The sequence below is a fragment of the Pseudoxanthomonas yeongjuensis genome (genome assembly GCF_010093345.1).
Classification (GTDB): Bacteria; Pseudomonadota; Gammaproteobacteria; order Xanthomonadales; family Xanthomonadaceae; genus Pseudoxanthomonas_A; species Pseudoxanthomonas_A yeongjuensis.
On record NZ_PDWT01000001.1, the window covers coordinates 642,405 to 669,055 of the forward strand.

Annotated in this window: 18 protein-coding genes and 1 pseudogene; 18 read left to right on the top strand and 1 reads right to left on the bottom strand. The window is 63.6% G+C overall.

What is annotated here, in order from left to right; all coding sequences use genetic code 11:
• Window positions 1-107 precede the first annotated feature (107 nt).
• The 10 genes from CSC74_RS02925 to CSC74_RS02970 all read left to right on the top strand — a co-directional run bounded on the left by CSC74_RS02925 (window position 108) and on the right by CSC74_RS02970 (window position 12,059).
• Entirely contained in the window at window positions 108-2,477 is a 2,370-nt protein-coding gene (locus CSC74_RS02925) for a DNA translocase FtsK (protein WP_162312911.1), read from the top strand.
• A 242-nt stretch (window positions 2,478-2,719) separates the two neighbouring features.
• Window positions 2,720-4,654, top strand: coding sequence for a DUF3857 domain-containing protein (locus CSC74_RS02930; RefSeq protein WP_162312912.1), 1,935 nt, complete (start codon window positions 2,720-2,722; stop codon window positions 4,652-4,654).
• An 84-nt stretch (window positions 4,655-4,738) separates the two neighbouring features.
• A complete protein-coding gene (lolA, locus tag CSC74_RS02935) occupies window positions 4,739-5,362 on the top strand; it encodes an outer membrane lipoprotein periplasmic chaperone LolA (RefSeq protein ID WP_162312913.1) in 624 nt (207 codons plus the stop codon).
• Between the two features lie 287 nt (window positions 5,363-5,649).
• Window positions 5,650-6,951 (top strand): replication-associated recombination protein A, encoded by a 1,302-nt coding sequence (locus CSC74_RS02940; protein ID WP_162313696.1) that lies wholly within the window; start codon window positions 5,650-5,652, stop codon window positions 6,949-6,951.
• A 3-nt stretch (window positions 6,952-6,954) separates the two neighbouring features.
• On the top strand, window positions 6,955-7,359 hold the full coding sequence (crcB, locus tag CSC74_RS02945; RefSeq protein WP_162312914.1) for a fluoride efflux transporter CrcB: 405 nt from the start codon (window positions 6,955-6,957) through the stop codon (window positions 7,357-7,359).
• 328 nt (window positions 7,360-7,687) lie between these two features.
• The gene (locus CSC74_RS02950) at window positions 7,688-8,971 is read left to right on the top strand and encodes a hypothetical protein (protein ID WP_162312915.1); all 1,284 of its coding nucleotides are present in this window, start codon (window positions 7,688-7,690) and stop codon (window positions 8,969-8,971) included.
• A 229-nt stretch (window positions 8,972-9,200) separates the two neighbouring features.
• Window positions 9,201-9,500 (top strand): hypothetical protein, encoded by a 300-nt coding sequence (locus CSC74_RS02955; RefSeq protein ID WP_246192924.1) that lies wholly within the window; start codon window positions 9,201-9,203, stop codon window positions 9,498-9,500.
• A gap of 1 nt (window position 9,501) precedes the next feature.
• On the top strand, window positions 9,502-10,194 hold the full coding sequence (locus CSC74_RS02960) for a C39 family peptidase (RefSeq protein WP_162312916.1): 693 nt from the start codon (window positions 9,502-9,504) through the stop codon (window positions 10,192-10,194).
• A 3-nt stretch (window positions 10,195-10,197) separates the two neighbouring features.
• Window positions 10,198-10,710 carry a hypothetical protein gene (locus CSC74_RS02965; protein WP_162312917.1) on the top strand — a complete coding sequence of 171 codons (513 nt, stop codon included), beginning with the start codon at window positions 10,198-10,200 and terminating at the stop codon, window positions 10,708-10,710.
• A gap of 14 nt (window positions 10,711-10,724) precedes the next feature.
• Complete coding sequence (locus tag CSC74_RS02970; RefSeq protein ID WP_211369537.1) at window positions 10,725-12,059, top strand: acetate kinase; 1,335 nt, start codon at window positions 10,725-10,727, stop codon at window positions 12,057-12,059.
• Between the two features lie 60 nt (window positions 12,060-12,119).
• Here CSC74_RS02970 and CSC74_RS02975 read toward each other — a convergent pair whose 3' ends face one another.
• Window positions 12,120-13,193, bottom strand: coding sequence for an SAM-dependent methyltransferase (locus CSC74_RS02975; RefSeq protein WP_162312918.1), 1,074 nt, complete (start codon window positions 13,191-13,193; stop codon window positions 12,120-12,122).
• Between the two features lie 509 nt (window positions 13,194-13,702).
• Between CSC74_RS02975 and CSC74_RS02980 the strand changes: the two genes are divergently transcribed.
• From CSC74_RS02980 to CSC74_RS03015, 8 genes and pseudogenes are all read left to right on the top strand, one after another.
• Window positions 13,703-14,125, top strand: coding sequence for a DUF4124 domain-containing protein (locus tag CSC74_RS02980; protein WP_162312919.1), 423 nt, complete (start codon window positions 13,703-13,705; stop codon window positions 14,123-14,125).
• A 2-nt stretch (window positions 14,126-14,127) separates the two neighbouring features.
• Window positions 14,128-14,730: pseudogene (locus CSC74_RS02985) on the top strand (integrase core domain-containing protein); the annotation flags it as partial.
• 210 nt (window positions 14,731-14,940) lie between these two features.
• A complete protein-coding gene (locus CSC74_RS02990) occupies window positions 14,941-17,364 on the top strand; it encodes a winged helix-turn-helix domain-containing protein (RefSeq protein ID WP_162312920.1) in 2,424 nt (807 codons plus the stop codon).
• A 463-nt stretch (window positions 17,365-17,827) separates the two neighbouring features.
• Window positions 17,828-19,345, top strand: coding sequence for a M4 family metallopeptidase (locus CSC74_RS02995; RefSeq protein WP_246192993.1), 1,518 nt, complete (start codon window positions 17,828-17,830; stop codon window positions 19,343-19,345).
• Window positions 19,346-19,424: 79 nt separating this feature from the next.
• On the top strand, window positions 19,425-24,347 hold the full coding sequence (locus tag CSC74_RS03000) for a beta strand repeat-containing protein (protein WP_162312921.1): 4,923 nt from the start codon (window positions 19,425-19,427) through the stop codon (window positions 24,345-24,347).
• Between the two features lie 160 nt (window positions 24,348-24,507).
• Window positions 24,508-25,614: a TIGR03032 family protein gene (locus CSC74_RS03005; protein ID WP_162312922.1), complete on the top strand. Its 1,107-nt coding sequence runs from the start codon at window positions 24,508-24,510 to the stop codon at window positions 25,612-25,614.
• Window positions 25,611-26,081 (top strand): EF-hand domain-containing protein, encoded by a 471-nt coding sequence (locus CSC74_RS03010; protein WP_162312923.1) that lies wholly within the window; start codon window positions 25,611-25,613, stop codon window positions 26,079-26,081. The genes CSC74_RS03005 and CSC74_RS03010 overlap by 4 nt, the downstream gene beginning before the upstream one ends.
• A complete protein-coding gene (locus CSC74_RS03015) occupies window positions 26,081-26,593 on the top strand; it encodes a hypothetical protein (RefSeq protein ID WP_162312924.1) in 513 nt (170 codons plus the stop codon). The genes CSC74_RS03010 and CSC74_RS03015 overlap by 1 nt, the downstream gene beginning before the upstream one ends.
• Window positions 26,594-26,651 lie beyond the last annotated feature (58 nt).

Here is a 26,651-nt window from a genome sequence, read left to right on the forward strand (position 1 = left end):
TCTTGCTGTCTTCAACGGCACTACAATATTGTTGTTATTGCGCAAATCCCTCCCAGATTCGTTTATTATCAAAGACTAATGCAGCATTCTTAAGGTCTGGTCGATAGGTGGCAAAGCAGCTTCCGGAAACTTCCAAAGCCAAGGGCGCCAATTCGGCCGCCCGCAAGCAGGCGTCGGTGGCCAATCCACGCCGCCAGCGCCTGTGGCGCGACCTTGCGCTGATCGCGATCGCGCCCTTGCTGCTTTATCTGCTGGCGAGTCTTTTCACTTATTCGCCCGACGATCCCAGTTGGTCGCAGTCCACCAGCCTGACCGCACCGATCCACAACCTGGGCGGGCGGGTAGGGGCGTGGACCGCGGACATGCTGCTTTACCTGTGCGGCTACGTGGCCTTCCTGTTGCCGATCATGCTTGGCGTGGTCGCCTGGATCGCACTGTTCGGCATGGACACCGATGGCGATGGCGAAGCCGACCTGGGGCCGGCGCTGCGCCTGATCGGCATGGTCGGTTTCCTTATCTCGTCGACCGGTCTGTTGTTCATGCGCGACTTGCCGGCCGCCGATTTCTCGGCCGGACCCGGTGGCATCCTCGGCCGCCTGGTCGGCGGATCGCTCAACAGCCTGTTCGGCAGCCTGGGCGGCAACCTGTTCCTGCTGGCCTTGTTCCTGGTCTCGGTGACCCTGGCCACCGGCCTGTCGTGGTTCGCAGTGATGGAGCGCATCGGCAAGGGCGTGCTGGCCTTGCCGGACCTGTTCCGCCGCGGCACCCATCAGGCCGCCGAATGGCAACAGACGCGTGTAATGCGCGAGGAACGCGAGGAAGTGCGCAAGATCGAGGCGGTCAAGCGCGCACGGCGCGAGCCCGTGCATATCGAACCACCACCGGCGCCGGTCATCGAGAAGAGCGACCGGGCCAAGCGCGAGCAACAGATCCCGCTGTTCCATGGCACCGGTGGCGACGACTCGGGCATTCCGCCGCTGTCGCTGCTGGACGACCCCAAGCCGCAGACCCGGGGCTATTCCGAGGAAACCCTTGAAACCCTGTCGCGCCAGATCGAATTCAAGCTCAAGGATTTCCGTATCGACGTGAACGTGGTCGGCGCCTATCCGGGCCCGGTCATCACCCGTTTCGAGATGGAACCCGCGCCCGGCGTGAAGGTCAGCCAGGTCAATTCGCTTGACAAGGACATCGCCCGCGGCCTCAGCGTGAAGTCGGTGCGCGTGGTCGACGTGATTCCCGGCAAGTCGGTGATCGGTCTGGAGATCCCCAACACCAGTCGCGAGATGATCTATCTGAGCGAGTTGCTGCGCTCCAAGGAATACGACAAGTCGCCGAGTCCGTTGACGATCGCACTCGGCAAGGACATCGCCGGCCGGCCGACCGTCGCCGACCTGCAGCGCATGCCGCACCTGCTGGTCGCGGGTACGACTGGTTCGGGCAAATCCGTGGCCGTGAACGCCATGGTCCTGAGCCTGCTGTACAAGGCCAGCGCCAAGGACGTGCGCATCCTGATGATCGACCCGAAGATGCTGGAACTGTCGGTCTACCAGGGCATCCCGCACCTGCTGGCGCCGGTGGTCACCGACATGAAGGAGGCCGCCAACGGCCTGCGTTGGTGCGTGGCGGAAATGGAGCGCCGCTACAAGCTGATGAGCGCGGTCGGGGTGCGCAACCTGGGCGGCTTCAACAAGAAGGTCAAGGACGCGCAGGATGCCGGCCAGCCGTTGATGGATCCGCTGTTCAAACCGAATCCCGACCTGGCGGAAGCGCCAATGCCGCTGGAGACGCTGCCGTTCATCGTCATCTTCATCGACGAATTCGCCGACATGATGATGATCGTCGGCAAGAAAGTCGAAGAACTGATCGCGCGCCTGGCGCAGAAATCCCGCGCTGCCGGCATGCATCTGATCCTGGCTACCCAACGTCCGTCGGTGGACGTGATCACCGGCCTGATCAAGGCCAATATCCCGACCCGGATCGCATTCCAGGTCTCCAGCAAGATCGACTCGCGCACCATCCTGGACCAGTCCGGCGCGGAAACGCTGCTCGGCATGGGCGACATGCTGTACCTGCCGCCGGGAACCGCGATGCCGGAGCGCATCCACGGCGCCTTCGTCAGCGACGAGGAAGTGCATCGCGTGGTCGAGCACCTGAAAGCCACCGGCAAGGCCGATTACGTCGAAGGCGTGCTCGAGGAAATCCAGACCATGAGCGACGGCACCGTGGTCGGCGCCACCGGCCTGCCCGAAGCCGCCGCCGGCTCGGGCGATGCGGAGAGCGACCCGCTCTACGACGAGGCGGTGCGCATCGTCACCGAAACCCGCCGCGCTTCCATTTCCGGCGTGCAACGGCGCCTGAAGATCGGCTACAACCGTGCCGCGCGGCTGGTGGAAGCCATGGAAGCTGCCGGCGTGGTGACGCCGCCCGAGCACAACGGCGACCGTAGCGTGCTGGCGCCGCCTCCGCCGCGCAATTGACCGCTGTACCCTGCACGAACCCGCATTTGTAGATCCGAGCTTGCTCGGATGCTCTTGGTCCTGCGTAGCAGCATTTGAGGAAGCTCGGATCTACAAAGAATTCGGATAGCCCCGGTAGAGCGTAGCGGCTTTCAACAGCGAAGCTGGTCAACCGGGGGCTTTCCGTTCCGTTAGGCAAGAGCCCCGGGTTTCGCTACGCTCTACCCGGGCTACTGTTGCTTCCTATGTTGAGTTGGAAACCAATGCACCGTATCGCTGCACTTCTGCTGGCCGTTCTTTTCTCCACTGCATTGCATGCGCAAGAACCCACCCAAGTCCAGAAACAGCCAGAGCAGGCCCAGGAACCCGCCAACAGCTTCAGTTTCGTCCGCTATCGCGTCGACTACGAAGTGAAGGCCGACGCCGCCAGCGTCGAGACCAGCGAATACGAGATCCTGATCAAGACCAAGGCGGGCGTGGACAACTTCAGCCAGGTGCGCCTGAGCTACAGCGAGAAGATGGAAACGCTGGAAGTGCTGGCCGCATACACGCTGACGCCGGACGGCACCCGCCATGACGTGCCCGCCGACAAGATCTACACCCAGGAAAGCTATTCCAGCGCCTCGGCGGCGATGTACGCCGACCGCAAGGTCAAGGTCATCGTGTTCCCCAACCTGTCGCCGGGCACGCGTCTGGTCTATCGCACCCGCCAGAGCCAGAACATTCCTTTTTTCCCGGGGTACTTCAACCTGTGGGAGAACCTGAGTCCGTTCACCCAGTACGACGACGCGAAGATCACCCTGTCTGCGCCGAAACAGCTTCCGATGCATGTGTACACGCGCGACATGCAGGGCAGCGACCGGCCGGTGATCGAAGGCGACAGCGCACGATGGTCGTGGTCCTACAGCCGCAAGGCGCCTATGCAGAACCAGAACTGGACCGCCGCCAGCTGGGAATACGGCCCGACCATCATGGCCAGCACCTATCCGGATTTCTCGGCTATGGGCCGCGCCTACCAGTTGAAAGGCGCGGAGGCAGCGAGGGTCACGCCGATAATCCAGTCGCGCGCCGACGAGATCACCCAAGGCATCAGCGGGCGCCGCGAACAGGCGAAAGCGATCTACGAATGGGTCGCGAAGAACATCCGCTACGTGGCGGTCTACCTCGGCAACGGCGGCCTGGAACCGAACGCGGCCGACAGCATCCTCGGCAACCGCTATGGCGACTGCAAGGACCACACCGTGATCCTGGAAGCCTTGCTCGCCGCCAAGGGCATCGCCAGCACACCGGTGCTGATCGGTGCCGGTGGTGGCCCTGCATTGCCACGGATCGCTGTGCTGGGACGTTTCAACCATGCGATCAATTACCTGCCGGAATTCGACCTGTACCTGGATTCCACCAGTCCCTATGCGCGTTTCGGCCAGTTGCCCGCCAGCGACCTGGGTGCGCCCGTGGTGCATACCGTGGACGGCGCGATCGCACGCACGCCAGCCAACGATCCAAGCGTCAGCGCCTACAAGGCGGAGAGCTTCTACACCTTCAGCGCCAATGGCGATGTCACTGGGCACACGCTGCAGGACAGTGGCGCCTCCGGAGAGATCGGCCTGCGCGGCGCATTCTCGCGGCTCACCTCGCAGAACCGGGCCCGCATCGAGGAATCGATCATGTCGGCCTCCGGTTTCAATGGCGTGGGCAGATTGAAGCTGCAGGGCGATGTCGACGACCTGGACCGTCACTTCGGTTATTCGTTCGATTTCAAGGCCACCGATTACGTCGATTTCAGCGTGGTCGGCGGCATGATCCTGCCGGATCCGCCGGGCGCCGAATCGATGCGCGGGATCTACGCCACGGCTTCCAGCGAAACCAACGCCACCCCGTTCTATTGCAACGACAGCTTGCACGAAGAGACCTATACGCTGGAATTCCCCGCGACCGTACCGATCATCGCCATCCCGCGCAGCAGCCGCTTCGACAATGCCGCCGGCGGATACGAGGCCACGTGGAAGAGGGAAGGGCAGCAAGTCATCGCCACCCACCGGCTCAGGCTGAAGGCGATCCATGGCCCCGACCGGTTATGCCAGCCTGCCGACTACCCGGCATTCCGCGATCTCTACCAGTACGTGAGGCGCGGCTTCCGCGCGCAGATCGTGTACGGCGACCTGGGCAACGCGCAGGTATCCCCGGACGCCGGACATTGAGGTTCAGCCTGTGCCGAAGGTGATCGGTACGTGTTCAGCTTCGGCCCGCAACACTGTCGGCCTGCCTTATTCCAAGGGAATCCAATGAAACAGCCCCTCCGCCTCATCGCCCTGGGCGCCGCGCTGCTCGCCGGTACCGCCATCGCTGGTGCCCGCGACAACCTCAAGTCCTTCACCTCGGGGTTGAAAGGCCTGGATGGCCAGTTCACCCAGCAGGTCTACGATACCAAGGGCAAGCTCAAGGAAACCTCCAGCGGCCGCGTGGCCTTGTCCGCACCGCGCCTGTTCCGCTGGGAATACGCCAAACCCTATCCGCAACTGATCGTGGCCGATGGCAAGAAGGTGTGGGTCTACGACCCCGACCTGCAGCAGGTCACCGTGCGCGGGCAGGGCAGCGAGGAACAGAACAGCCCGCTTTCCGCATTGATCGACCCTGCCAAGCTGGACCAGCAGTTCAACGTCACCGAATCCGGCAGCGCCGAGGGCCTGCAGTGGCTGACGCTGACGCCGAAGAGCGAAGGCGACGCCAGTTTCCAGTCCGCGCGCCTCGGATTCGGCGACGGTGGGCTGACCCGAATGGAAGTGCTGGATGCCGTGGGTCAGAGCACCAGAATCAGCTTCACCGGTTGGAAGCGCAATCCCGCCTTCGCCGCCGGCACATTCAAATACGTGCCCGTCAAGGGTGTGGATGTAGTCGGCGATCTCTGAGCGGCGGCTTTCCCCTCTCCCTTTACGGGAGAGAGTGGCCGAAGGCCGGGAGAGGGTTCGGCTTTTATCCTTTCCAACAGGTCCAATAGCTGGACATGCGCGAATCCGGATCGCAAGACCCAATATCGACATTTCCGCTCCGCCTTGCCCTCTGCCGACGTGGCAGGCGCGTCAGAAGGGAAGTCTTTCGCGCCCCTTGCGACTTGGGCCGTTAGAATGCCCACGTGGCCAAGCCCAGGACAAAACCGACCGACGAACCCGATCTGCTCAGCGTGGATCGCAAGGCCATGCGGCCGCTGGCCGAGCGCATCCGTCCGCGCACCCTGGATGAAATGGTCGGCCAGCGCAGGTTGCTGGCGCCGGGAAGCGCGCTACGCCGCGCGGTCGAATCAGGCCATGTGCACTCGATGATCCTGTGGGGGCCGCCAGGCTGCGGCAAGACCACGCTGGCGTTGTTGCTGGCCAAGTATGCGGATGCGGAATTCAAGGCGATCTCGGCCGTGCTTTCCGGTCTTCCCGAAGTGCGCCAGGTACTGGCCGAGGCCGCGCACCGTTTCGCCGAGGGCCGGCACACGGTCCTGTTCGTGGACGAGGTGCATCGCTTCAACAAGGCCCAGCAGGACGCGTTCCTGCCGCATATCGAGCGCGGCACCATCATCTTCGTCGGCGCCACCACCGAGAACCCTTCCTTCGAACTGAATTCGGCGCTGTTGTCGCGTTGCCGCGTGCATGTGATGGAATCCGTGTCCCGCGAAGACATCATGCAAGCGCTGAAGCATGCGCTGGCCGATGAAGAGCACGGCCTGGGCGGGCAGGGCATCCTGATTCCCGAAAACCTGCTAGGAGAGATCGCAGGAGCCGCCGATGGCGATGTGCGGCGTGCGCTGACATTGCTTGAGATCGCCGCGGAGCTTGCACAGGGCGAAGGCGGCGAGATCACCGAACAGACCCTGCTGCAGGTGCTGGCCGACCGCACCCGGCGCTTCGACAAGGGCGGCGAACAGTTCTACGACCAGATCTCGGCGCTGCATAAATCGGTGCGCAGCTCCAATCCCGATGGCGCGCTGTACTGGCTCACACGCATGCTCGACGGTGGCTGCGATCCCGGCTACCTGGCCCGGCGCATGACCCGCATGGCGGTGGAGGATGTCGGCCTGGCCGATCCACGCGCATTGCAGATGGCGATCGAAGCTTGGGAGACCTACGACCGGCTCGGCAGCCCGGAGGGCGAACTGGCGCTGGCCCAACTGGTCATCTACCTGGCCAGCACGGCCAAGTCGAACGCGGGCTATCTCGCCTATGGCGCGGCCAAGCGCGATGTGCGCGAATACGGTACCCAGGACGTTCCGCTGCACCTGCGCAACGCGCCGACCAAGCTGATGAAGGAACTCGGTTATTCCAAGGGTTACCAGTACGACCACGATGCCGAAGGCGGCATCGCCCTGGACCAGACCGCGTTTCCCGACGCGATGGGCGAACGCGTGTACTACGAACCGGTGGAGCGGGGCATGGAGATCAAGCTGAAGGAAAAGATCGACCGCCTGCGCGCCGCCCGCGCCGAAGCCGTGCGCAAGGCAAGGAAATCCTGAGCCATGGCGCCGATGATCTGGTGGCAACAGCTTGCCTTGGTGATGGCGGGCGGCGCGCTTGGCGCCGCGGGTAGATTCTGGCTGGGCGGTGCGCTACTGCGACAGCTCGGCCACGGATTTCCGTGGGGCACGTTGGCGGTCAACGTGGCCGGCTCCTTTCTCGCCGGTTTCCTCATCATCTGGCTGCAGGACCGCGGTCCCTCGGCGATCTATTGGCGCGCCTTCCTGCTGATCGGGATGATGGGTGGATTGACCACTTTTTCAGCACTGATGGTTGAATGCCTGGTGTTCTCTAAATCCGATCGCAACGACCTGATGCTGCTCTATCTCGGCGTCAGCCTGGCTGCCGGAATGCTGGCGATCTGGCTGGGCAGCCGATTGGGCCAGGCATGCGCGCCGGCAATCTGACCGGAGCTGCCAACCCGCAGCATGGTGCAGCGACGATAGTCGCCCGACCGGTGGTTGCGGCTTCCCATACTTATTTTTTTCGTTAAATTGCCGCCGACCGTTCGGCGGTTTTTTTGTCCGCTTTGTCCTGCTTTCATTTTTCGCCGCGTTCTTGCCGCAAAACCAGGGTAATCGCCGATACACATTTTGGGGAGCCGGAGGCCTGTTTCCAGGCCTTTTTTCATTAACTTACCGTGGACAGGCCAATAACAAATCCTCTTGTAAATGACGCAGGCGTCGTCTTTATCAGGCCTCCCCTGGGCTTGTGGCGGCGTGCAGGAGACGAATAATGTTTACGAGAAAAACCCTGATCGCGTCGGCGATAGCGTTGGGCCTCGGACTTCTGGGACCAGCTTCCGCGGCGGAAAACACCGAGAACGGAGATGGCGACGATCTGCTGGTCGCAGTGGATGTAGTCGCCACGGACAACAGCAACAACAGTGATAACAGCGACAACAGCGATAACAGCGCGAATGGCGTTGCCGGTGCCGAGGGTTATGGCAACGCTGCCGCCAACAACGGTGGTACCGCAACAGCCAATTTCTCCAGTTCCTTCAATCACAGCAAGGCCATTGCCACGACCAAGCTCGAAGGCTATGTGAGCGACGTCTACGTGCATGACATCGGCAATGTCGCCAAGAATTCCGGCGACGCCAATGGCGGAAAAGGCGGCAAGGGCGGAGCCGGCTATGGCGGTGATGGCTATGGCGGCGAAGGCTACGGCGGCAACGGTGGCGACGGCGGTAACGGTGGCAACGGCGGCAACGGCGGCGATGCCGACAACGGCAGCGCATCGGCAGGCGATTCCAGCAATGGCAGTGCCACCATCGGTGATGCCTATGCTGGAAACGGCGGTCGTGGCGGACGCTCCGACAACAACGGCAGCGGCAGTGGCGGCGATGGCGATGGCTATGGCGGCCATGCCGGCGGCTGGAGTGGGGCAGGCGGTGGCGACGCTGCTGGTGGTGGCGGTGATGGTGGCGGCCTGGCCGCGGCGGGTGGCGGTGACGGCAGCGGCACCAGCGGCGACAGCACCACCGGCGATACCACCGGCACGGGCGGTGCTGGTACTTCCGGCGATGGCACTGGCACCGGCGGTGCCGGCACTGGCACCGGCGGGGCTGGCACGGCCGGGCCGGCGACCGCAACCGGCGGGGCCGGCAGTGGCACCGGCGGCAACAGCGGCGACGTGGCGAGCACCGCGGGCAACGGCGGCGATGGCGGGTCGGCCACTAATGGCGATGCCACCAATGGCGGCGCCTCGTCCAGCGCCACCAATGGCGACGCCCTGGCAGGCGACGGCGCGACTGGCGCGGTCGGCGCGGAAGGCGGCGTCGGCGGCGATGGCAATGGCGGCGTCGGTAATGGCGGCGTCGGCAATGGCGCCACCGGCGGGGCCGGCGGAAATGGCGGATCGCTTGCCAACGATGCCGGTACTTTCGACATGTCCAACAACATGACCAGTGTCGGGCAGTCGGCGGCGGGCATCATGGTGGCAGCGCAGAACAGCGGCATGGCGTCGCTGATCCAGCAGGGCATCACGGTGCAGGCCAACCTGACCGTAGGTCCGTAAACGCAGGACGGCATGCACCGGGCTGCCCTCGCAGCCCGGTGCATCTCCCGCGCCGAGCCGCAGGGGCGGCAACGTGCGGGACGTATGGGAGAAAGCCATGAATATTACTCGTACGATTTTCCTGCTTGCGTGCATTGCCGGAGCCAATACCTGCCTTGCCGAGGAAAACGCGTTTCCTGTACAGGGACAGGGCGCTGATCTCCTGCAAGCCCCGGTCGAGGTTCCGGACTTGTCGCCCCTAGCCGTCGCCGGACCGGTCGCGCTGGAGGAACCCAGCGCCATCGGCATTCCGGTCGACCCCGGAGTACTGCAGGAACTGCGTGGAGGCGAAAGCAGTGTCGACAATAAAGTCCTCACCGACGGATGGGTGGATGGCAACGTGGCCGAGGACGTGGTCACCGGTTCCAACGCCATCAATGGCGATGCCTTCGCCAACACATCCGGGATCAGCACCGTCATCCAGAACACCGGTAACAATGTCCTGATCCAGAACGGCATGGTGGTCAACGTGCAGTTCGTCGGTCCGTGACATGGACGTGGGCAAGCTCTGCCTAGGCCTGGGCCTGGTGGCGTCGTCGTTGATGCTGCCAGCGCAGGCCAAGGAGATGACGTTGCGCGTGCCGCAAGGCGCAAGCTATGCGGTGCGCGTTACCAGTCTGAAGGAGGCGCGTTACCAGACCACCATCGCGCAGCAATACGATTTCAGCTGCGGCTCGGCGGCCACCGCCACCCTGCTTACCTACCAGTACGGCCATCCGGTGGATGAGCGCCAGGTTTTCCTGGAAATGTATGAGCATGGCGACCAGGCCAAGATCCGGAAGCAAGGATTTTCGCTTCTGGACATGCGCAGGTACCTCGAGTCGGAGGGCTTCCAGGCCGATGGTTTCGAACTGCCGCTGGAAAAACTTTCGGAAGAGGGCCTGCCCGCCATCGTCCTGCTCAACGACCGCGGCTACCGGCATTTCGTCGTGGTCAAGGGTCTGCGCAATGGACGCGTGTTGCTGGGTGATCCGGCCCGCGGCACGCGCGCCATGCCGCGTTCCCGTTTCGAAGCGCTGTGGGACAACCACTTGCTATTCGTCGTGCACAACCGCCGCGACCGCGCGCGCTTCAACCAGGCCGTGGACTGGCGTACCGCGCCACCGGCACCGCTGGAACTTGGGGTCCAGCGCGATGGCCTGCGCAACATTGCCCTGCCGAGGCGCGGTGTGGGAGATATCTGAGCCATGAACAGAATCCTTTTCCTCGGTGTGTTGTGCGCGATCTTTGCCAGCCCGCCCGCGATTTCCGCCGATGCAGCGTCGCCGGACTCCGCTCCCGACGCCCTTGGCAACGAATGGGTGCCGGTCGATCCGGCCATCCTTGCCAAAATGCGCGGCGGCATGCTGCTGCCTTCCGGACTGTCGCTTTCATTCGGCATAGACAGGCTGGTGTACGTCAACGGCGACCTGGTCGCCAGCACGCGCCTGCATATCGCCGACATCGCCCAGATGACCCGGGAAGACGCGGCGGCCCTGGTGGCGCTAAACCAGGGCACGGTCATCCAGATCGGCAGTGGCAACGTCATCGCTCCGGGTCCGGCCACCAATGGGCTGGTGATCCAGAACACGCTGGACAACCAGGACATCCGCGCCCTGACCAGTCTGCAGGTTGGCGTGGACACCTTGGGCATGTTGCAGGCAATCAATAGCTACGACGCGCTGTATAACGCCTTGATCGCGTCGCCCGGTGGCCCATGAACACGGAGAAGGCTGTGCAACGGAAGACATCGAAGCATCATGCGAGCCTGATCCCGCTGGTATGCGCCACGCTTTCGTTCTGCTACGGCGCCAATGCCCAACAGGCCACCGGCACATGGGATGCGAGTCGGCTGGCTGTCCTGCAGCAGCAGATCAACGAGCAATCACAGAAGCTTGAAGACATGCGCCAGGCGATAGGGGTGCAGGAAGAAAGCCTGTCCCGCCTGCAGCGTGCACTGGATGACGAGGTCCTGGCCAGCGCGCGCGCGCGCGGCATCCAGCCGGCACCGCCGCACCCGATGCTGCAGTCCGCCCCCGCCTATGCACAGGCACAGAGCCGCCCGGTGGAAGAAACACGGCAGCCCGTCGGGCAGGCGCCGGAAACCGATGACCGGCCCCCGGAAGTGGCGCAGATCTTCGACCAGCCCGGGGTGCTTACGCCACCCGGGAAGTTCGTACTGGAACCTTCGCTGCAGTACGGTTATTCCTCCAACGATCGCGTTGCACTGGTCGGATACACCATCATCCCGGCGCTGCTGATCGGATTGATCGATGTGCGCCAGGTGAAGACCACCTCGGCGACGGCCACCCTCACCGGACGTTACGGCCTGAACAACCGCTTCGAGCTGGAGGCAAAGATCCCCTATGTCTACGTCAACGGCGACACGGTCAGCCGAGAGATCTTCACCGGCACGGCGGTGGACAATGTATTCAACTCCCACGGCGACGGCTTGGGCGACGTGGAGGTCACCGCGCGCTACCAGATCAACCGGGGCGGCCCGGACAAGCCTTTCTATGTGGCCTGGCTGCGCTACAAGAGCAGGACAGGCAAGGACCTCTTTGAGGTGGTGACCGACTGCATCACCCGTTGCGTCGGCAACACCACCGGCACCGGGCTGCCCCTGGACCTGCCGACCGGCAGTGGCTTCGAGGCGATCCAGCCCGGCGTCACCTGGCTGTTTCCCTCCGACCCGGTGGTGTTTTTCGGAAGCCTGAGCTACCTGCACAATTTCAAGCGCAATAACGTGTCGCGCACGCTCGTCGACGGCCAGCGCGAGCTGCTCGGCGACGTGGAAGCCGGAGACATCATCGGCTTCAACCTGGGCATGGGCCTGGCCTTGAACGAGAAGGCCGCCATCAGCATCGGCTACGACCAGAACCTGGTGGCCAAGACCAAGCAGAATGGCGAGGCGGTCGCCGGTTCGGTGAATGTCACCCTGGCTACCCTGCTGCTGGGAGGCACGTACCGGTTCAACGAAAAAGCGTCACTGAACGTGGCGCTGGGCGCGGGCCTGACCCGTGATACCCCGGACGTGAGCGTGACGGTGCGCGTGCCCGTCACTTTCTGACAGGTCATCGGCGCAAGGGAAGGACGGGTACGCATCCGCCCCTGGGTTGCCTGCAAGCTGTCAACGCTTGAAGCGGTAGTGCGCGACCATCCACTCGTTGCCGTTGTCGAAACCGAACAGCTCCGCGCAAGCCATCCAGAACATGCGCCAGCGCTGGTACCAGACGGCCGCATCGGCCATCCCGTAGACCCCTTGCAGCACGCGCATGACCTGGTCGCGGTTGTTGTCCTGGTTCTGCAGCCAGGCATTGGCGGTCTTTTCGTAATGCGTGCCCGACAGCAGCCAGCGCTGCTCGATCGATATCACGTCCTGGAAGTGCAGCAAGGTGTCCGCCGAAGGCATCAGCCCGCCGGTGAAGAAATGCCGGCCCATCCAGTTGCCCTCGCTGGTGGCCTCGAACAGGTACAGAAGTTCGCGATGGCAGAACAGATGCACGAACAACTTGCCGCCTGGCACCAGCCAGTTGCCGATGCGCTTCAGCAGTTCCTGGTAGCTGCGCATGTGCTCGAACATCTCGATCGAAACCACACGGTCGTAGCTGGCTTCCTCCAGGCGCAGGCTGTTGACGTCCGCAGTGATCACCTCGACGTTGAAGATGGCGCGCTCCAGGCAACGCGCCTCGATGAATTCTCGTTGCGCCTTGGAATTGGAAACCGCGGTGATGCGCGCGTTGGGAAATTGCTTGGCCATCCACAGGGTCAACGAGCCCCAACCACAACCCAGCTCGAGGATGCGCTGGCCATCGCCCAGCTCAGCCCGTTCCACATACAACCGCATCATGTGTTCCTCCGCCATATTGAGACTGGTGGTGGACTCATCCCAGAAACAGCTGCTGTATTTCAGGTGCTTGCCCAGGCAGAGTTGGAAGAACTCGGCGGGCAGTTCGTGGTGCTGGCGGTTGACTGTCCGGGTTTCCAGCGCGATGTCGCTGCTACGCAATCCCTCCAGCCAGGCCTGCTGGCGCTCGAACACGGCATCGGTGCCACCCTTGCGTTCGTCCTTCAGGCGCTGCGCGCACTGGCGGCGGATGCCCATCCTGAGGATGTTGTCGGGAATACGGCCGGATTCCGCCCAGCGAGTGGCAAGACTCTCTTTTTCGGATTCGGCGGCGTACGAAGTGGTCGGTGTGGACATGCAGTCTCCAGGGGCTGGACATCGATGCTTCGGGGGAAGCAGCAGGAATGAACGGCGGATGCGGCGCTGCCCGGCCGCGGGTGCGAACCTGCGGCGGGGTGGGGGAGTGCCTGCAAACGCAGTCGGTCATGCGCGGGCAATCATCATCGTCCTTGATTTTGGCCATGCGCTGATAACTCGGGTTTGGACGATCTGCCGGGGATGCGAAGCATCCGTTGCATGACGACATAGCTGAACAGGCCTGCCGCCGCTCCCCAGGGCGTTCCCGACATTACCAGCACTTCGACTGGTGGTTCTGTGAAACCCGCCGCAGCCCGGCCATACGAGTACCGTGGAAACGACCCGTAATCGCGTCGGCTTCACGAACTCGGATCAACTCGGGGTTCTCCTACCCGGTCGGGATCGGATTTCCTACGAATTTCCACCGGCTAGTCGCCTTGTGCCGGATCCGACCACGGATACGATTGGCTCACGCCAAGGACAGGCGTGATCAGTCGAGGGAGCAGGGAATGCGTGCAGTAATGGTGCCTTTTATTTTATTCATCGCTTCCAATGCCAGCGCACAGCAGGTCTACAAATGCGTCCGTGGCAACGAAGTCAGTTACCAGTCCACAGCTTGCGACGGCACCCAGAAGGTTGTCAGGCAGTGGGATGCGACCCCGGAGCCGGAACCAACGAGCGATGAGCTTCGCCAGCGTCAGCTGAAGAGCCAACGCGGTAGCGCCCAATCCGCACAGCTCAGCCGCGCTGCAGGTAGCGGACGGAAACGCTACGCGAGCAACCACCGGGAATCCTGGAGCAGGAAACCCGGCGTGTCGCGTTGCGATGCCGCCAAGGCGCGCCGCGAAGCGAAGCTGAAGTCGGTCGGACTGAAACGGACGTTCGATCTGTTGCGCAAGCTGGATGACATCGTCAACGAAGCCTGCAAATAGGTTCCAGGCTGGCGCTGCGTCGGCGCAAGAAGGTCAAGTTACCCGTCGCCTTGCGCTAGAAGCTGGCGCCAGCGGCCGCGCCCAACGACGTGTTGAGCATGGACTTCGTGTTCGACCAACTGGCCAACGGTCGCCGGATCAAGCGCCTGACCATTGCCGACGACTTTACGCATGAGTGCACAAGCATCGTCGTTGACCATGGCATCAGCAGTGCCTGCGTGGTGCGCATGCTGGACCAGGCCGCATGCTTCCGCGGCTATCCGCGTGCGGTGTGCACCGACAACGGTCCGGAGTTCACCAGTCGCGCCTCCATCGTCTAGACGCAGCAGCACGGCATCGAACACATCCTGATCGAACCCGGAAAACCCATGCAGAACGGCTATATCGAGAGCTTCAATGGAAAATTCCGCGACGGGTGCTTGAACGAGCACTGGTTCATTTCGCTGATCCAAGCCCGCGAAGTCATCGCTGATTGGCGATGCGACTACAACGAGGTTCGATCGCACAGCAGTTGCGGCCGCATCCCGCCGTCACAGTTCGCCGCCAATTATCGCGCACAACAAGACGACAACGCTGTACCCTCCAGCCCCGGGCTTTATCAGTAATCACTGGTACGGCTGGTGGGGGCTGATCAGATCAAAACCAAACAGCCTCGGGCATTCCCGGGGCGGTTCACCAGCTTGGGCCGAGCCCAGTATCAAGCGTATTTTCGCTCTGCGGGAGCGAGGATCTTCGTTGTATGATTGAAGAAGCGGCAATAGGTCGGGGAGGGCTTCGCTTACTCTCTTGGTAGAAGTACGTAAGCGGCGGGCCTTATGCGTCTGAAGTATCTGTTCGGCGAATTCGAACTTAATCCGGCATCGCGAGAGCTTTTGCGCAACGGAAAGTTGGTCGCGCTTCGTCCGCGATCGCTGGAATGCCTGATTTATCTGATCGAGCATCGCGATCGGGCCGTAGGGCGCGATGAGCTGATTTCGGCGGTCTGGGGACGAATCGATGCCAGCGGCACGGTTGTGGCGCAGACATTGCTGCGCGCACGCAAGGCGCTGGACGACACCGGCGATCAACAGGCGATGATCCGCACGCTGCCCCGGTTCGGCTATCGGTGGGTGATGCCGGTCCAGGAAGTGGCGCTCTCATCCGAAACGGACGGAGCGGATGGCGAGTCTGTTGCCGAGGCCGCACCTCCCGAGAGGGAGCCAATCGTCCCGGCCGATGCCTGGGAGGAAGTCGAGGTCGAGGCTCCGGCACCGGAACCTGAAGGAGGGAGGGCCGGAGACGGCATGGCAGTGGAACCGGGTATCGGAACAGCCATGGCGGCGCCATCGGCGACCGTATGGGCTCGACGCTTCCCGCAACTGGGATGGTCGATGCTGGTCATGTTGCTGGTGGCGGCCGGGCTTGGCTTCTACTACCTGCGGTATTGGGACAAGGGGCCATCGGTCACGGCGGATGACGCGGTGCTGGTCATGCCGGTCGCCGTCGTTCCCATGGATTCGGAGAATGCATGGGTCCGGTTGGGCGCCATGGACTACATGGCCGCACGGCTTCGTGGCAGCGGCATTAACGTGCTGCCCAGCGAACAGGTTTTGCGCCTGAGCGCGGCTGTCGAAGGCGATGCGCCTGTCCTGGCCCGAAAAAAGCTGCTTGCGCTCAGTGGCGCCCGCTGGATCATCCTGCCGGAAATGCGACGGGAGCAAGAAGGCTGGCGGGTCCGCCTACGCTTGTTCGATGCCGGGGAGGAGCAAAGGATCGAAGCGCGAGGAGGCACAGTGCTGGTGGCCGCCGCCGAGGCGGCCGATGCGTGGCTGCGGCGGCAGGGTGGGAGCGGGGCCGGGCCGCCGCCAGGCCCGCTGACCGAGCGCCTGCATCGGATCGATGCGGAGATTCTGGCGGGTCGGTTGACGGAAGCACGCCGGCTGGTCAGGTCGGCATCGCCCGATGAGCGCGGCGATCCCCGATTCCTCCTTCGTGAGGCGAGGTTGGAGTTCCGTGCCGCCAATTTCGACGTCTCGGGCAGGCTCTTCCAGAGCGCCTTGGACCAGGCGCCCAAAGCAGATCTGGAGACAAGGATCGACGCGCTGATCGGATTGGGGACCGTCGAACGCTCGCGAAACAACCTGGACGCCGCCGAGCAGCGGTTCACCCAGTCGCTGGTGCTGCTGGAATCGCTGCCTCCCGATCGCGTCAATTCGAGGATGGTCGGGGTGACCTATCAGGGGCGCGGAATCATCCGTGCCCAACGCGGCGATGTCGACGCCGGCGTCAAGGACATGGGGCAGGCACGAGTCTGGCTTCAGCGCTCCGGGGATCTCATCAGGTTGGGGGTGGTGGGGCACAACATCGGCAAGGCCGAGGCCATCCGCGGGGACTATCTGCAGGCCTTGCATGAGTTTGACCGCTCGATCGAAACCTTCGAACGCTTCCGGGTCAACGACTATCTTGCGATCACCCTGCAGGAGAAGGCGGAGGTGCAGATCGTCCTGGCCAGGCCGGCTGAGGCCTGGAGCACCATCCGCCGCGCAGAAGTGCAATTGCCGAAGTTGGAAAACGGTGATGTCGCCATGGGCATCCTGGCGACGAAAGCCAAGATCCAGATAACCCTGGGGCGATTGCGCGACGCCCACGACACGCTAACCGGCCTACGCTCGCGCGGCATGCCGGACACTGATCCGCGCCTCCTGGAATTGTGGCTACGCCTGTATCTGGCACGGGGCGAATTCGCCGAGGCCCGACGGCTTGCCGAGAACGGACCGCCTGCGGCCGGCGCGAGTGGCGGGCTGATGCTGGCCGCCATTCAGGCCGCGCTGCGCGGCCGCGAAGTCCGGCTGGCCAGAACTTGGCTGGTGGAAGTTGCGCCGCGCGACGAACAGGCGGGCGACCACGCCATCGCCTTGGGACTAGCGCGTTCGCTCATCGCCCGGGCTACAGGAGAGCGTGGCGCCGCTCTTCAGCAGGCGGATAAGGTCGCGGTCTTGGTGGGGGGGCGCGCCGCCCCGGAGATGGAAATCCGGACTGGCGTCATGCAGGCGATGCTGCTGCTCGATACGCATCAGTACGCTGCCGCGTCGGCCATCATGGGCGAACTGGAGAAGTACGCGGAGACGGACTACCGCGTGGCCTGGGTCATGTCGGCGTTGTACCAGGCCTTGGGCGATCCGCGTGCCGCGGCATCCGCAGGCGAGCGCATCAGGACGCTTGGCGGGGAGCGTGATACGGCGATCGAGCCTATCCTGTGACCTCGCAGGGTCGATCCCCCGGAGATCGACTTGGCCGGACGCGGGGAGGCGCTATTTCACACCTCCCCCGATCTCTTGCTTGCCCGCGGAAAATATCCGGTCGGGCGTGATCGCTGCGGCAATGGAGATTCGGCGCCTCGTGTCCGGCATTTTCCCGGCGTGGACTCCATGCAAGGCGATCGGAATCGCAAAGGCATCATGTTGGCGATACCGGCCCATGACCATGCTCGCCAACGGGCGTCCTCAGGCGCGCCATGAGGCTGCGGGCCATGACCGATGCGTTTGCGTTCGATTTCCTTTCCATTACCTCGCCGTTTCCGCCACTTGTGGTACGCCCGGCATACGGGGGAAAGTTGATTCCAGTAGCCATGCTGCGGCGGGCTGCTCGCGCGTTGCGATTACGTCGGAATCGATGCCATAGGGGTAGTTCATGTATCTGAATAGGAAGTTGTTGGTGCTGGCGATGGCCACGCTGATTGGCGGTGACGCGATGGCCGAAGGCAGGGCGGATAGCCCGATCGTCGGTCGCGCCCTAGGCCTTGTCCGCAACCATCCGGGTGTCGCCCGGATGTCGGCGGCTGACGGATTCCTGGTCCGGGACGCGATCGTGGACGCCGACGGAACCGAACACGTCCGCTTCGATCGCACTTACAACGGGCTGCCGGTGATCGGCGGCGATCTGGTCGTCCATTCAAAGAACGGCCAGTTCAAGTCCGCTTCCATTACCCAGCAAACCGGCCTGAACCTTTCTACCCGACCTGCGATCAAGGCGGATGAGGCAGTCATCTCCGCCGGTGCGGAGTTCGGCTCCGACTTCGCCGGTTCGCCGGATGCGTCGCTGGCGGTCTATGCGCGGGGACGTGGTGCCGCCCGGCTTGCGTGGCGGGTGCGCCTGTACAACCAGAGCGCGGACATGACCTACATCGTGGATGCCCTGAACGGGAAGATTCTCGAACGTTGGAGCAACCTGCATACCGCCGCGGCCGCCGGCACCGCACGGACTCTGTATTCGGGAAGCGTGCCACTGGTAACCAACTCGGTAACCGGCGGCTACGAACTGCGTGACCCCTCGCGCGGCGGGCTCTTCACCATCGATGGCTCCAATAGCCGGACCGCGGGTCAGGTCTACAAGGACAGCGACAACACCTGGGGCAGCTACGCGACCTCCGATGCCGCAACCGCGGCGGTGGATGCGCAGTACGGTGCATCCGTCACCTGGGACTACTACAAGACCATCCACGGCCGCAACGGCATCGCCAACAATGACAAGGGGAGCTACAGCCGCGTGCACTACGGCCGCCGCTACGGTAACGCCTATTGGTCCGATGCCTGCTTCTGCATGACCTATGGCGATGGCGACGGCGTCGCCATCGGTCCGCTGGTCTCGCTCGACATCACCGGACACGAGATGAGCCATGGCGTCAACTCGCATACCGCGAATCTCATCTACTCCGGGGAGTCGGGCGGTCTGAACGAGGCGAACTCGGACATTCTCGGCACCATGGTCGAGTTCCATGCCAACAATCCGCAGGACACGCCGGACTACATGGTCGGCGAGGAGACCATCCTCGCGAACGTCGCCGGCAGCCCGAACCAGCAGGCCCTGCGCTTCATGTTCAATCCGTCGGCCGACGGCCGCTCGCCGAACTGTTATGCCGGCAACCTCGGCAGCCTCGATGTCCACTACTCGTCGGGAATAGGCAACTTCTTTTTCTACCTCCTTGCGGAAGGCACGAGCGCTAAGACGTTCAGCGGCGTCAACCATGCGCCGAGAACGTGCAACGGAACGACGTTCGGGGGGATCGGGCGGAACAAGGCGGCGAAGATCTGGTACCGGGCCCTGAGCGTTTACTTCACTTCCAGCACCGGTTATGCCGGCGCACGCGCCGCCACCATCCAGGCCGCGAAGGATATCTACGGCGCCACTTCGGCGGAGGTCACCGCCGTCGCGCGGGCGTGGTCCGCAGTCAAGGTCAATTGAGCCGGATTGAACGAACAGAATCCGGCTGCCGCTCTCGCCGGCAGCCGGGCTTCCAACAACGGATTCCCCAGGGGTAGAGATGACCGGTTTTGCGCAGCACAACGGCGCGCCCACGCGGCGTGCCAACACAATCCCCGCGGTAGCTCCAATCGCTCGAGCGGTTCGTGCCGCGCTGGCCGTTTCGGCAACGATGCTGGCATTTTCGGCGCCCGTGATGGCGCATGCCGATGGCGCATGCGGTCCGACCGCAAGCCAACAGGCGTATGCATGCGATGACGCCACCATCCACATCGAAGTCGGTGCGACCGCCCCATACGATCTGACCCGGTTAGCGGACGGGGAGCGGCCGGTCAGCGTGAATTCCCCTGTCGGGGGAAAAGATGGCCTTGTCGCATTGGCCGATGACCCTAGCGGCGATGAGTCGGTTCGGTCGATGACGACAAGCGCACCAGCCGTCGACTGGCTCGTGGACGACATTACCGCAGTCGGTGGCGACAACCCGGAACCGCATGCATTCACCTCGCCCGCGCAGGCAGGTACTTTCGCGTCCGTCGACAGCACCGTCCATGCCTATGGTTCGGATGTCGCGATCAACTACGGCATCACCGAATCCACCGAGTCCTTCACGTATCTGACCAATTACGATTCCGTCAGCGCGTCCGCGGATGCCGAGGACGGCGATGCTTTCGTCATCGGCGCGCTTGCCCAAGGCTGGGATGCGGCGACGCTGCACAACTACGCCGATATCGCCGCGCGCGCCAGCAGCGACACCGCCGACGCCCAGGCGTACGCGGCGGTGGCAGATGGTGCCCACAACAACGGCATCGGGATCCTGATCAACGGCGGCGACCTGGTCGCCGAAGCGACGGCCGCGGGTGCTGATGGGCTGGCATACGCCACGGGCGCTTATGCCATCGGCAATGTCGCAAGCGTCTTCAACGACCTCAACAGTACCGCCACCGCCATCGCCGGCGAGGGCGGCGGCGCAACGGCACGCGGTGCGCGCGCTTACGGGTCGTACACGGCGGTCTATAGCTACGGCGATCTCACCGCCATCGCCAGCGCCGATGGTGGCACGGCCGACGCGCGCGGCGCGGATTCGGCCGGCTATTACGGCTCCACTGTCTACAACGCCGGCAATATCCATTCCAGCGCCACCGGTGCCGACCTGTCCACGTCGATCGGCGCTTATTCGGTCGGCGCCGGCTTCAGCGCCTACACGACCAACACCGGCAGCATCCTCGCCGAAGCGCAAGGCGAGGGCGCCAAAGCGTATGGCGTGGTCAATGCTTCCCTTTACCTGGGCGATGCCATCACCATCAACCAGGGCGACATTTCAGCCGTTGCCGTGGGCGGACAGGCCGCTTACGGGGAGGCGGAAGCCTACGCGTTCGGCGTCTACAACCTGGCGACGATCTATGCATCGTCGATCGACAACAGCGGGACGATCGCGGCCACGGCACTGGCGCAGGCCGACATGAGTGGTACCGACGGGTTCCTCCAAGCCAAGAGCATTGGCGCGATTGCGGTTAACTCCCTGGGCTATTGGGATGCCGACATCGTCAATTCCGGGGAAATCGGCGCCATCTCCAAGACCAGCCAGGGTTATGCATCGGCCTGGGGTGCGGTCGTGCAGTCGAGCGGTGCGTATGGTGGGGCGGTTTCGCTCGACAACACTGGTTCGATCTGGGGTTACGCGCAAGCCGACCTCGGCGTCGCGAATGCCATAGCCGCCTATGCCGTCAACCAGATGGGCGCCGTGGACGTGGCGAATTACGGCGATATCGAGGCTGTCGCACATACCGTTCGCGGAGACATGGATCGGTATGTCACCTCGTATGCCTACGCGACCGGTGTCAAGGCGGCGGGACTGTACGGTTTCGACGGCACCCACGTCGACAACCACGGCAGCATCGTGGCCCATGCCTCCGCCGAAGCCGGCATTGCCGGGTCGATAGGCATCGGGGCCTCGGGCGTATACACCTCGATCGCCAATGCGGCGGATGCCAGCGTGGTCTCCATCGGCGAAGCCGAACTTTACGGGGGCGGGTTCGCAACCGGCATCGAGGCGACCGGCATATATGGCATCGATGTCGTCAACGACGGCCAGATCACCGCTTATGGCCATGCCCACGGTTATGCGTACGGCACCCATACGTTCTACAGCAACACCAAGGCCTCGGGCATCTATGCAGGGGCCGGTTTCCAGGGCGACGCCTCGATCGTCAACAATGGCGACATCGCGGCCATCGCCGTCTCCGAGGATGCGGTGAACCACTTCTCCGGCGGCGCGGGCGCGACGGGCGTCCAGGTCTACGCGAAGTACGATGGCTTGGTGGTCAATTCGGGCGACATTACCGCCTCGGCGACCGCCAACCTGGGGATTACCGGCGCTTACGGCGCCATGGTGACGGGTAAATACTCCGGCAACCTGATCAACGAGGCTGGCGCGACCATCACCGCACAAGCCACGGTAGGCAGCCTGTACAGCGATGCATATGCCGGTCGCGCAGTGACCTTCGGCGTGCACACGTTCAGGACCGATCATGGCGGTATCTACAATGCCGGCACGGTTATTTCGCACGCCACAGTCACTGCCGACGGAGGCGCGAACGCGAGTCGCAGCCTGGCGACCGCATTCGGTGCCTCGATCGGCTACAACTCCGTCAGCCTGACTGGCGAGATGGTCAACCTGGGCGACGTCGAAGCCGTTGCCAGCGCCGATTTCGGTTATGCGTCGGCCTATGGAACTTTCGTCCAGGCCCAGTACGACTCAAGCACCGACAACACCGGTGCCATCCGTGCCGGCGCCATGGCCGCCAACGGCGATGCCTGGGCGGTCGGCAGCTACGGGTTCTCGATGCACCAGACGGTGACCTACAACTGCGATGCCTATGGCTGCGACTGGGCGAACCCGGTGAAGGTTACGGATGGCGGCAAAACTGCGATCGACAACAGCGGCAGCATCGTCGCCACGGCGAGCGCCGACGGTGGCGTCGGCCGCAGCTACGGCGCGGTGGCGCTTGGCGCACTCACGGCCGGCATCACCAATGCCGGACACATCACCGCTGTCGCAGAGGCCGATGACGCAATCGCGGTTGGCGCCCTCGCCAACAGCTTCTACGGCAACGCGAGGGTGGTGAACGGCGGCGACATCGCCGCCGCCGCGACCGGCACCACTGCCAACGCAACCGGTGCGAACGTCCTTGGCGAAGAAGGCGTGCAGGTCGACAACGCCGGCCGGATCCTTGCCGCCGCTTACGGCAGCGATGCCACGGCCATCGCCGTCTCGATGGATTCCCAAGGCAACAATGTGCTGACCAACACCGGCACCATCGGCGCGTTCGGCGACGGGACGCGGATCGCCATCTCGTCGGGCGCGGACGCGACGGCCAGCATCGACAACCGCGGTGATCTGACCGGTGCGGTCGTCACTGGCGGATTCGGCGACAGCCTGACCAATGCCACGGGTGCGACCTGGCTCACGATGGGCTACTCCGAGTTCGGGGGAGGCGACGACCATATCGTGAACAACGGCCTGGTGATCATGGAAAACGCCGTGATCGAACTGGGTGCGGCCGACAGCGGCAACTCGTTCTTCAACGTCGGCACGCTGCGAATATCGGGTGGCGGCAACGCGATCGGGTCGGCGACGCTGGTCAACGACGGCATCATCAGTTTCTTGGATGGCGATACCGACGACGCTCTGGTCCTGACCGGCGCTCTCGAAGGCCAAGGCACGATCAATCTGGACGTGAACGCGGCCGACCTGAGCAGCGATATCTTCCGCACCGGTCAGGCGGGCACCGGACAGGCGCAAACGCAGGCAGTCACCGCCTTTGCGTCCATGCCGCTCGCCGCGGCTTCGGTGCAGCAAATGCAGACGCTCAATGTCGGCCTGATCGGCTTGCCTGGCACGGCCAGCAGCGACATCACGCTGGCACATGTCCCCACTGCCCAGGCCGATGGCTTCTCGCTGGGTCAGGTCCAGTACGCGCGGACCGGCTTCGTTTCTCTCGACTTCGGACTCAAGGCTTCCGCGGATCCATCGAACGCGGCCGAGACCATCCTTGCCCTGAGCATGGACGTGACCGGTCTGAACGACGCGGGCTCGGCGGCCGCCGCCATCGCGCCTGGCGTGCAAAGCATGATCAACGCGCAGGTCGGCGCTTATCGCCCGCGCGTCGTAGCGTCCCCGGACGACGCTGGTCCTTCGCCCTGGCTGCGCATGTTCAGCAGCAGCGGCGACGTCGAACTGCAGCACGACGCCAATTACGGGGATGGCGGCAGCTTCGGTTTCCACCAGTCGAACCGTGGCTGGGAACTGGGCCTGGACGTCAGGCCATCCGACACAGTTTCCCTGGGCGTGCTGATAGGAAAATCCGAAGCCGATCAAAGCCTGGGCGGCGCCGGCAGGGATGATCTGGATGGACGCACGTTCGGTCTGTACGGCACGTGGCTTGACCATGGCGGCACGTATGCCGATGTCTCCCATCGCTGGATCGGGATCGATGCGCACCTGCGCTCGTCCTCGGCCGAATACCGGACGGAAACCTCGGCACAGGCCACCAACGTCGAGGTTGGGCATATCTTCGCCACGGCAGGCGGGCTTCGCATCGTGCCGCAGCTGCAGTACACACGCACCCGCATCGACGATATGACCGCGCTTCGCGGAGGCGGCACGGCCTTCGCGAGCGAGGGCGGCACGTCATCGCGGGGCCGTCTGGGCGTAACCTTCGAGAAAACGTTCCAGGCGCGCGGATTCGCGTGGAGTCCCTATGGCACAGCCAGCGCCGTGCGCGAGTTCGACGGGGAGTTCAGCCATGCGATCGGCGACGGCCTGCAGGGCGCCGTAGGCACCAAGGGCAACAGCGCGATGGTCGAGTTGGGCCTGACGGCACAGCGGAACGGCTTGTCGATCAGCGGTGGTCTCGACTGGACCGATGGCGGTTCGCTGCAGAGCGTCCACGGTGGCCAACTGACCGTTCGCTACGGTTGGTAAGGACGCCGCGATAGGGTAGTGATATCGTCCCGCCGGTCGCCGGCGGGAGTCGAGGAGCAAGCAGCAAGTGGCAAGAAAGAAGAACCCGGAAGGGGACGGCGGACAGGCCGGCGAACAGGATAAGGCTGGTCCGCCGCCCGCCGCCGATGAGGCTCGGCCGATGCCCGCGGTCCAGAGCGTTACCGCCGCGCCGCCGCAGGACCTGATGAAGTTGAAGGTGGAGAAAAGCTGCTCGCGCGGGTTGGCGGGCTGGCTGGCGGCGAACAGGCTCTCGCTGGCCGTTTCCTCTTACCAGACCGGCCGGCTGTATCTGGTGGGCAGCGACCGGCAGGGTAGGGTGTCGTTCTTCGAACGCATTTTCGAGCGCGCCATGGGCGTGGTGGGCAATGCCCAGCGCATCTACCTTGGCGGGCTGTACCAGTTGTGGCGCTTCGAAAACGTCCTGCGTGCGAACGAAGTGATCCACCAGCAGTTCGACAAGTGTTACGTACCGCGCAATGCACAGACCATCGGGGACCTCGACATCCACGAGCTGGGCATCCGCAAGAACGGCAAGGTGGTGTTCGTCAACACCAAGTATTCGTGCCTGGCGGAACTGGACCAGACTCACAGTTTCAAGGCAGTCTGGAAACCCGATTTCATCAGCAGGCTGGCGCCGGAAGACCGCTGCCATCTCAACGGCCTGGCGATGGTCGACGGCGAGCCGCGCTACGTGACGGCGGTGTGTCGCAGCGACAGCGTGGACGGCTGGCGCGACCGGCGCCACGACGGCGGCATCGTGATCGACGTCGCCAGCAACGAGATCGTCTGCGAAGGCCTGTCGATGCCGCACTCGCCCCGGTGGGCGAACGGGAAGTTGTGGGTGCTCAACGCGGGCACGGGCCACTTGGGGTGGGTGGATTTCGAAAACAGGAAATTCGTGCCGTTCGTCTTCTGCCCCGGGTTCCTGCGCGGCCTGTCAATCATCGGCAACGTCGCTGCGATCGGTCTGTCGAAACCGCGCAACCAGCGCTTCGAAGGGCTGCAGTTGGACGAGGAGTTGCGCAAGCGGGACGCCGACCCCTGGTGCGGCGTGCAGATCGTATCGCTGACCAACGGGGACGTGATGAACTGGATACGGTTCGAAGGCGACATCACGGAGGTCTTCGATCTTTGCTTCCTTCCGAATGTGAAGAATCCCATGGTGGTCGGGCTGCGCACGCCCGAGATCCGCGAACTCATCACTTTCGAAGCGGAAGCGGGGAACAGCGAGGTTCAATTCAGATGAATGTGCGTGCTGTTGCTTTAGCGGCGATTCCATCCATTCCCATGCTCTGCATCGCGTGGACTGCAATGGCGGGACAGGTGGGCCACTCGGCGCCGGCGATGGACGGAAGCTCGAAGGTCTTCGCTGCCTTGGATGTGGATCATGATGGGGACCTGTCGCCGGAAGAGTTCCGGAAAGGGTACTCCGGCTTGCGGCAGGCCATTGCGCTGGAGGTACGTCTGCGCGAACAGTTCCAGGCGATCGACGCGGATCGTAGTGGTGCTCTGGATGCGGCGGAATACGCCAGCCTGGCCTTGGTGAAGCGGGCGGGGCAGACTGCTCCGGGCCTGCCCGCATTCGACGCCAACAAGGATCAGAAGCTCGAATTCGAAGAATACCTGGCCGCCGTGCGCGCATTGTTCGTCCAAGGCCGGAAGGTGCGGGAAAACGCGCTCCAACCGGAAAATGAAAGTCGGGAACGTCGCTGATGTCCGATTCGCCGTACGAATTCGTTCCCGTCTGGAAGGGCGTGACCGAGGCTCTTGCCGCCGAGCTGACGGATTTCTGGGCGCGCAACCGCGCGATCCCGGATGCTGACAGGGCGGCCGCGCGCGCGCGCCAGGCCGTTTGCATTGCGCGCGGCGCCGATGGCGCGCTGGTCGGCGTCGGGACGGCAGTAATGCGGATACTGCCCAGGCTGCGCCAGCCGATGTACTACTACAGGCAATTCTTTTCTCCGGACTTTCGAGGACAAAAGCGGACCGGCCCGTTCTTCAATTTCGCGTGCGAAATTCTGCAATCGTATAACGCTGCGCTGAAGGAGCCGGAAAGCCTGGGAGTACTGGTGGAACTCGAGAGCGCGATACTCGTATCGCGATACATCCTGGCGCACGAGCCGACTGTCAATTCGACCTTCATCGGCTACTCGCAGAAGGGGCTGCAATTGCGCGTCACTTATTTCGAAGGGGCGAAACTTCACCCACTCCGAGCCCTGTCCTGATCTGTTCTCCGACTGCTGCGGCCTGCGGCAACCGGTCGGTTAAACAGCATCGCATCGA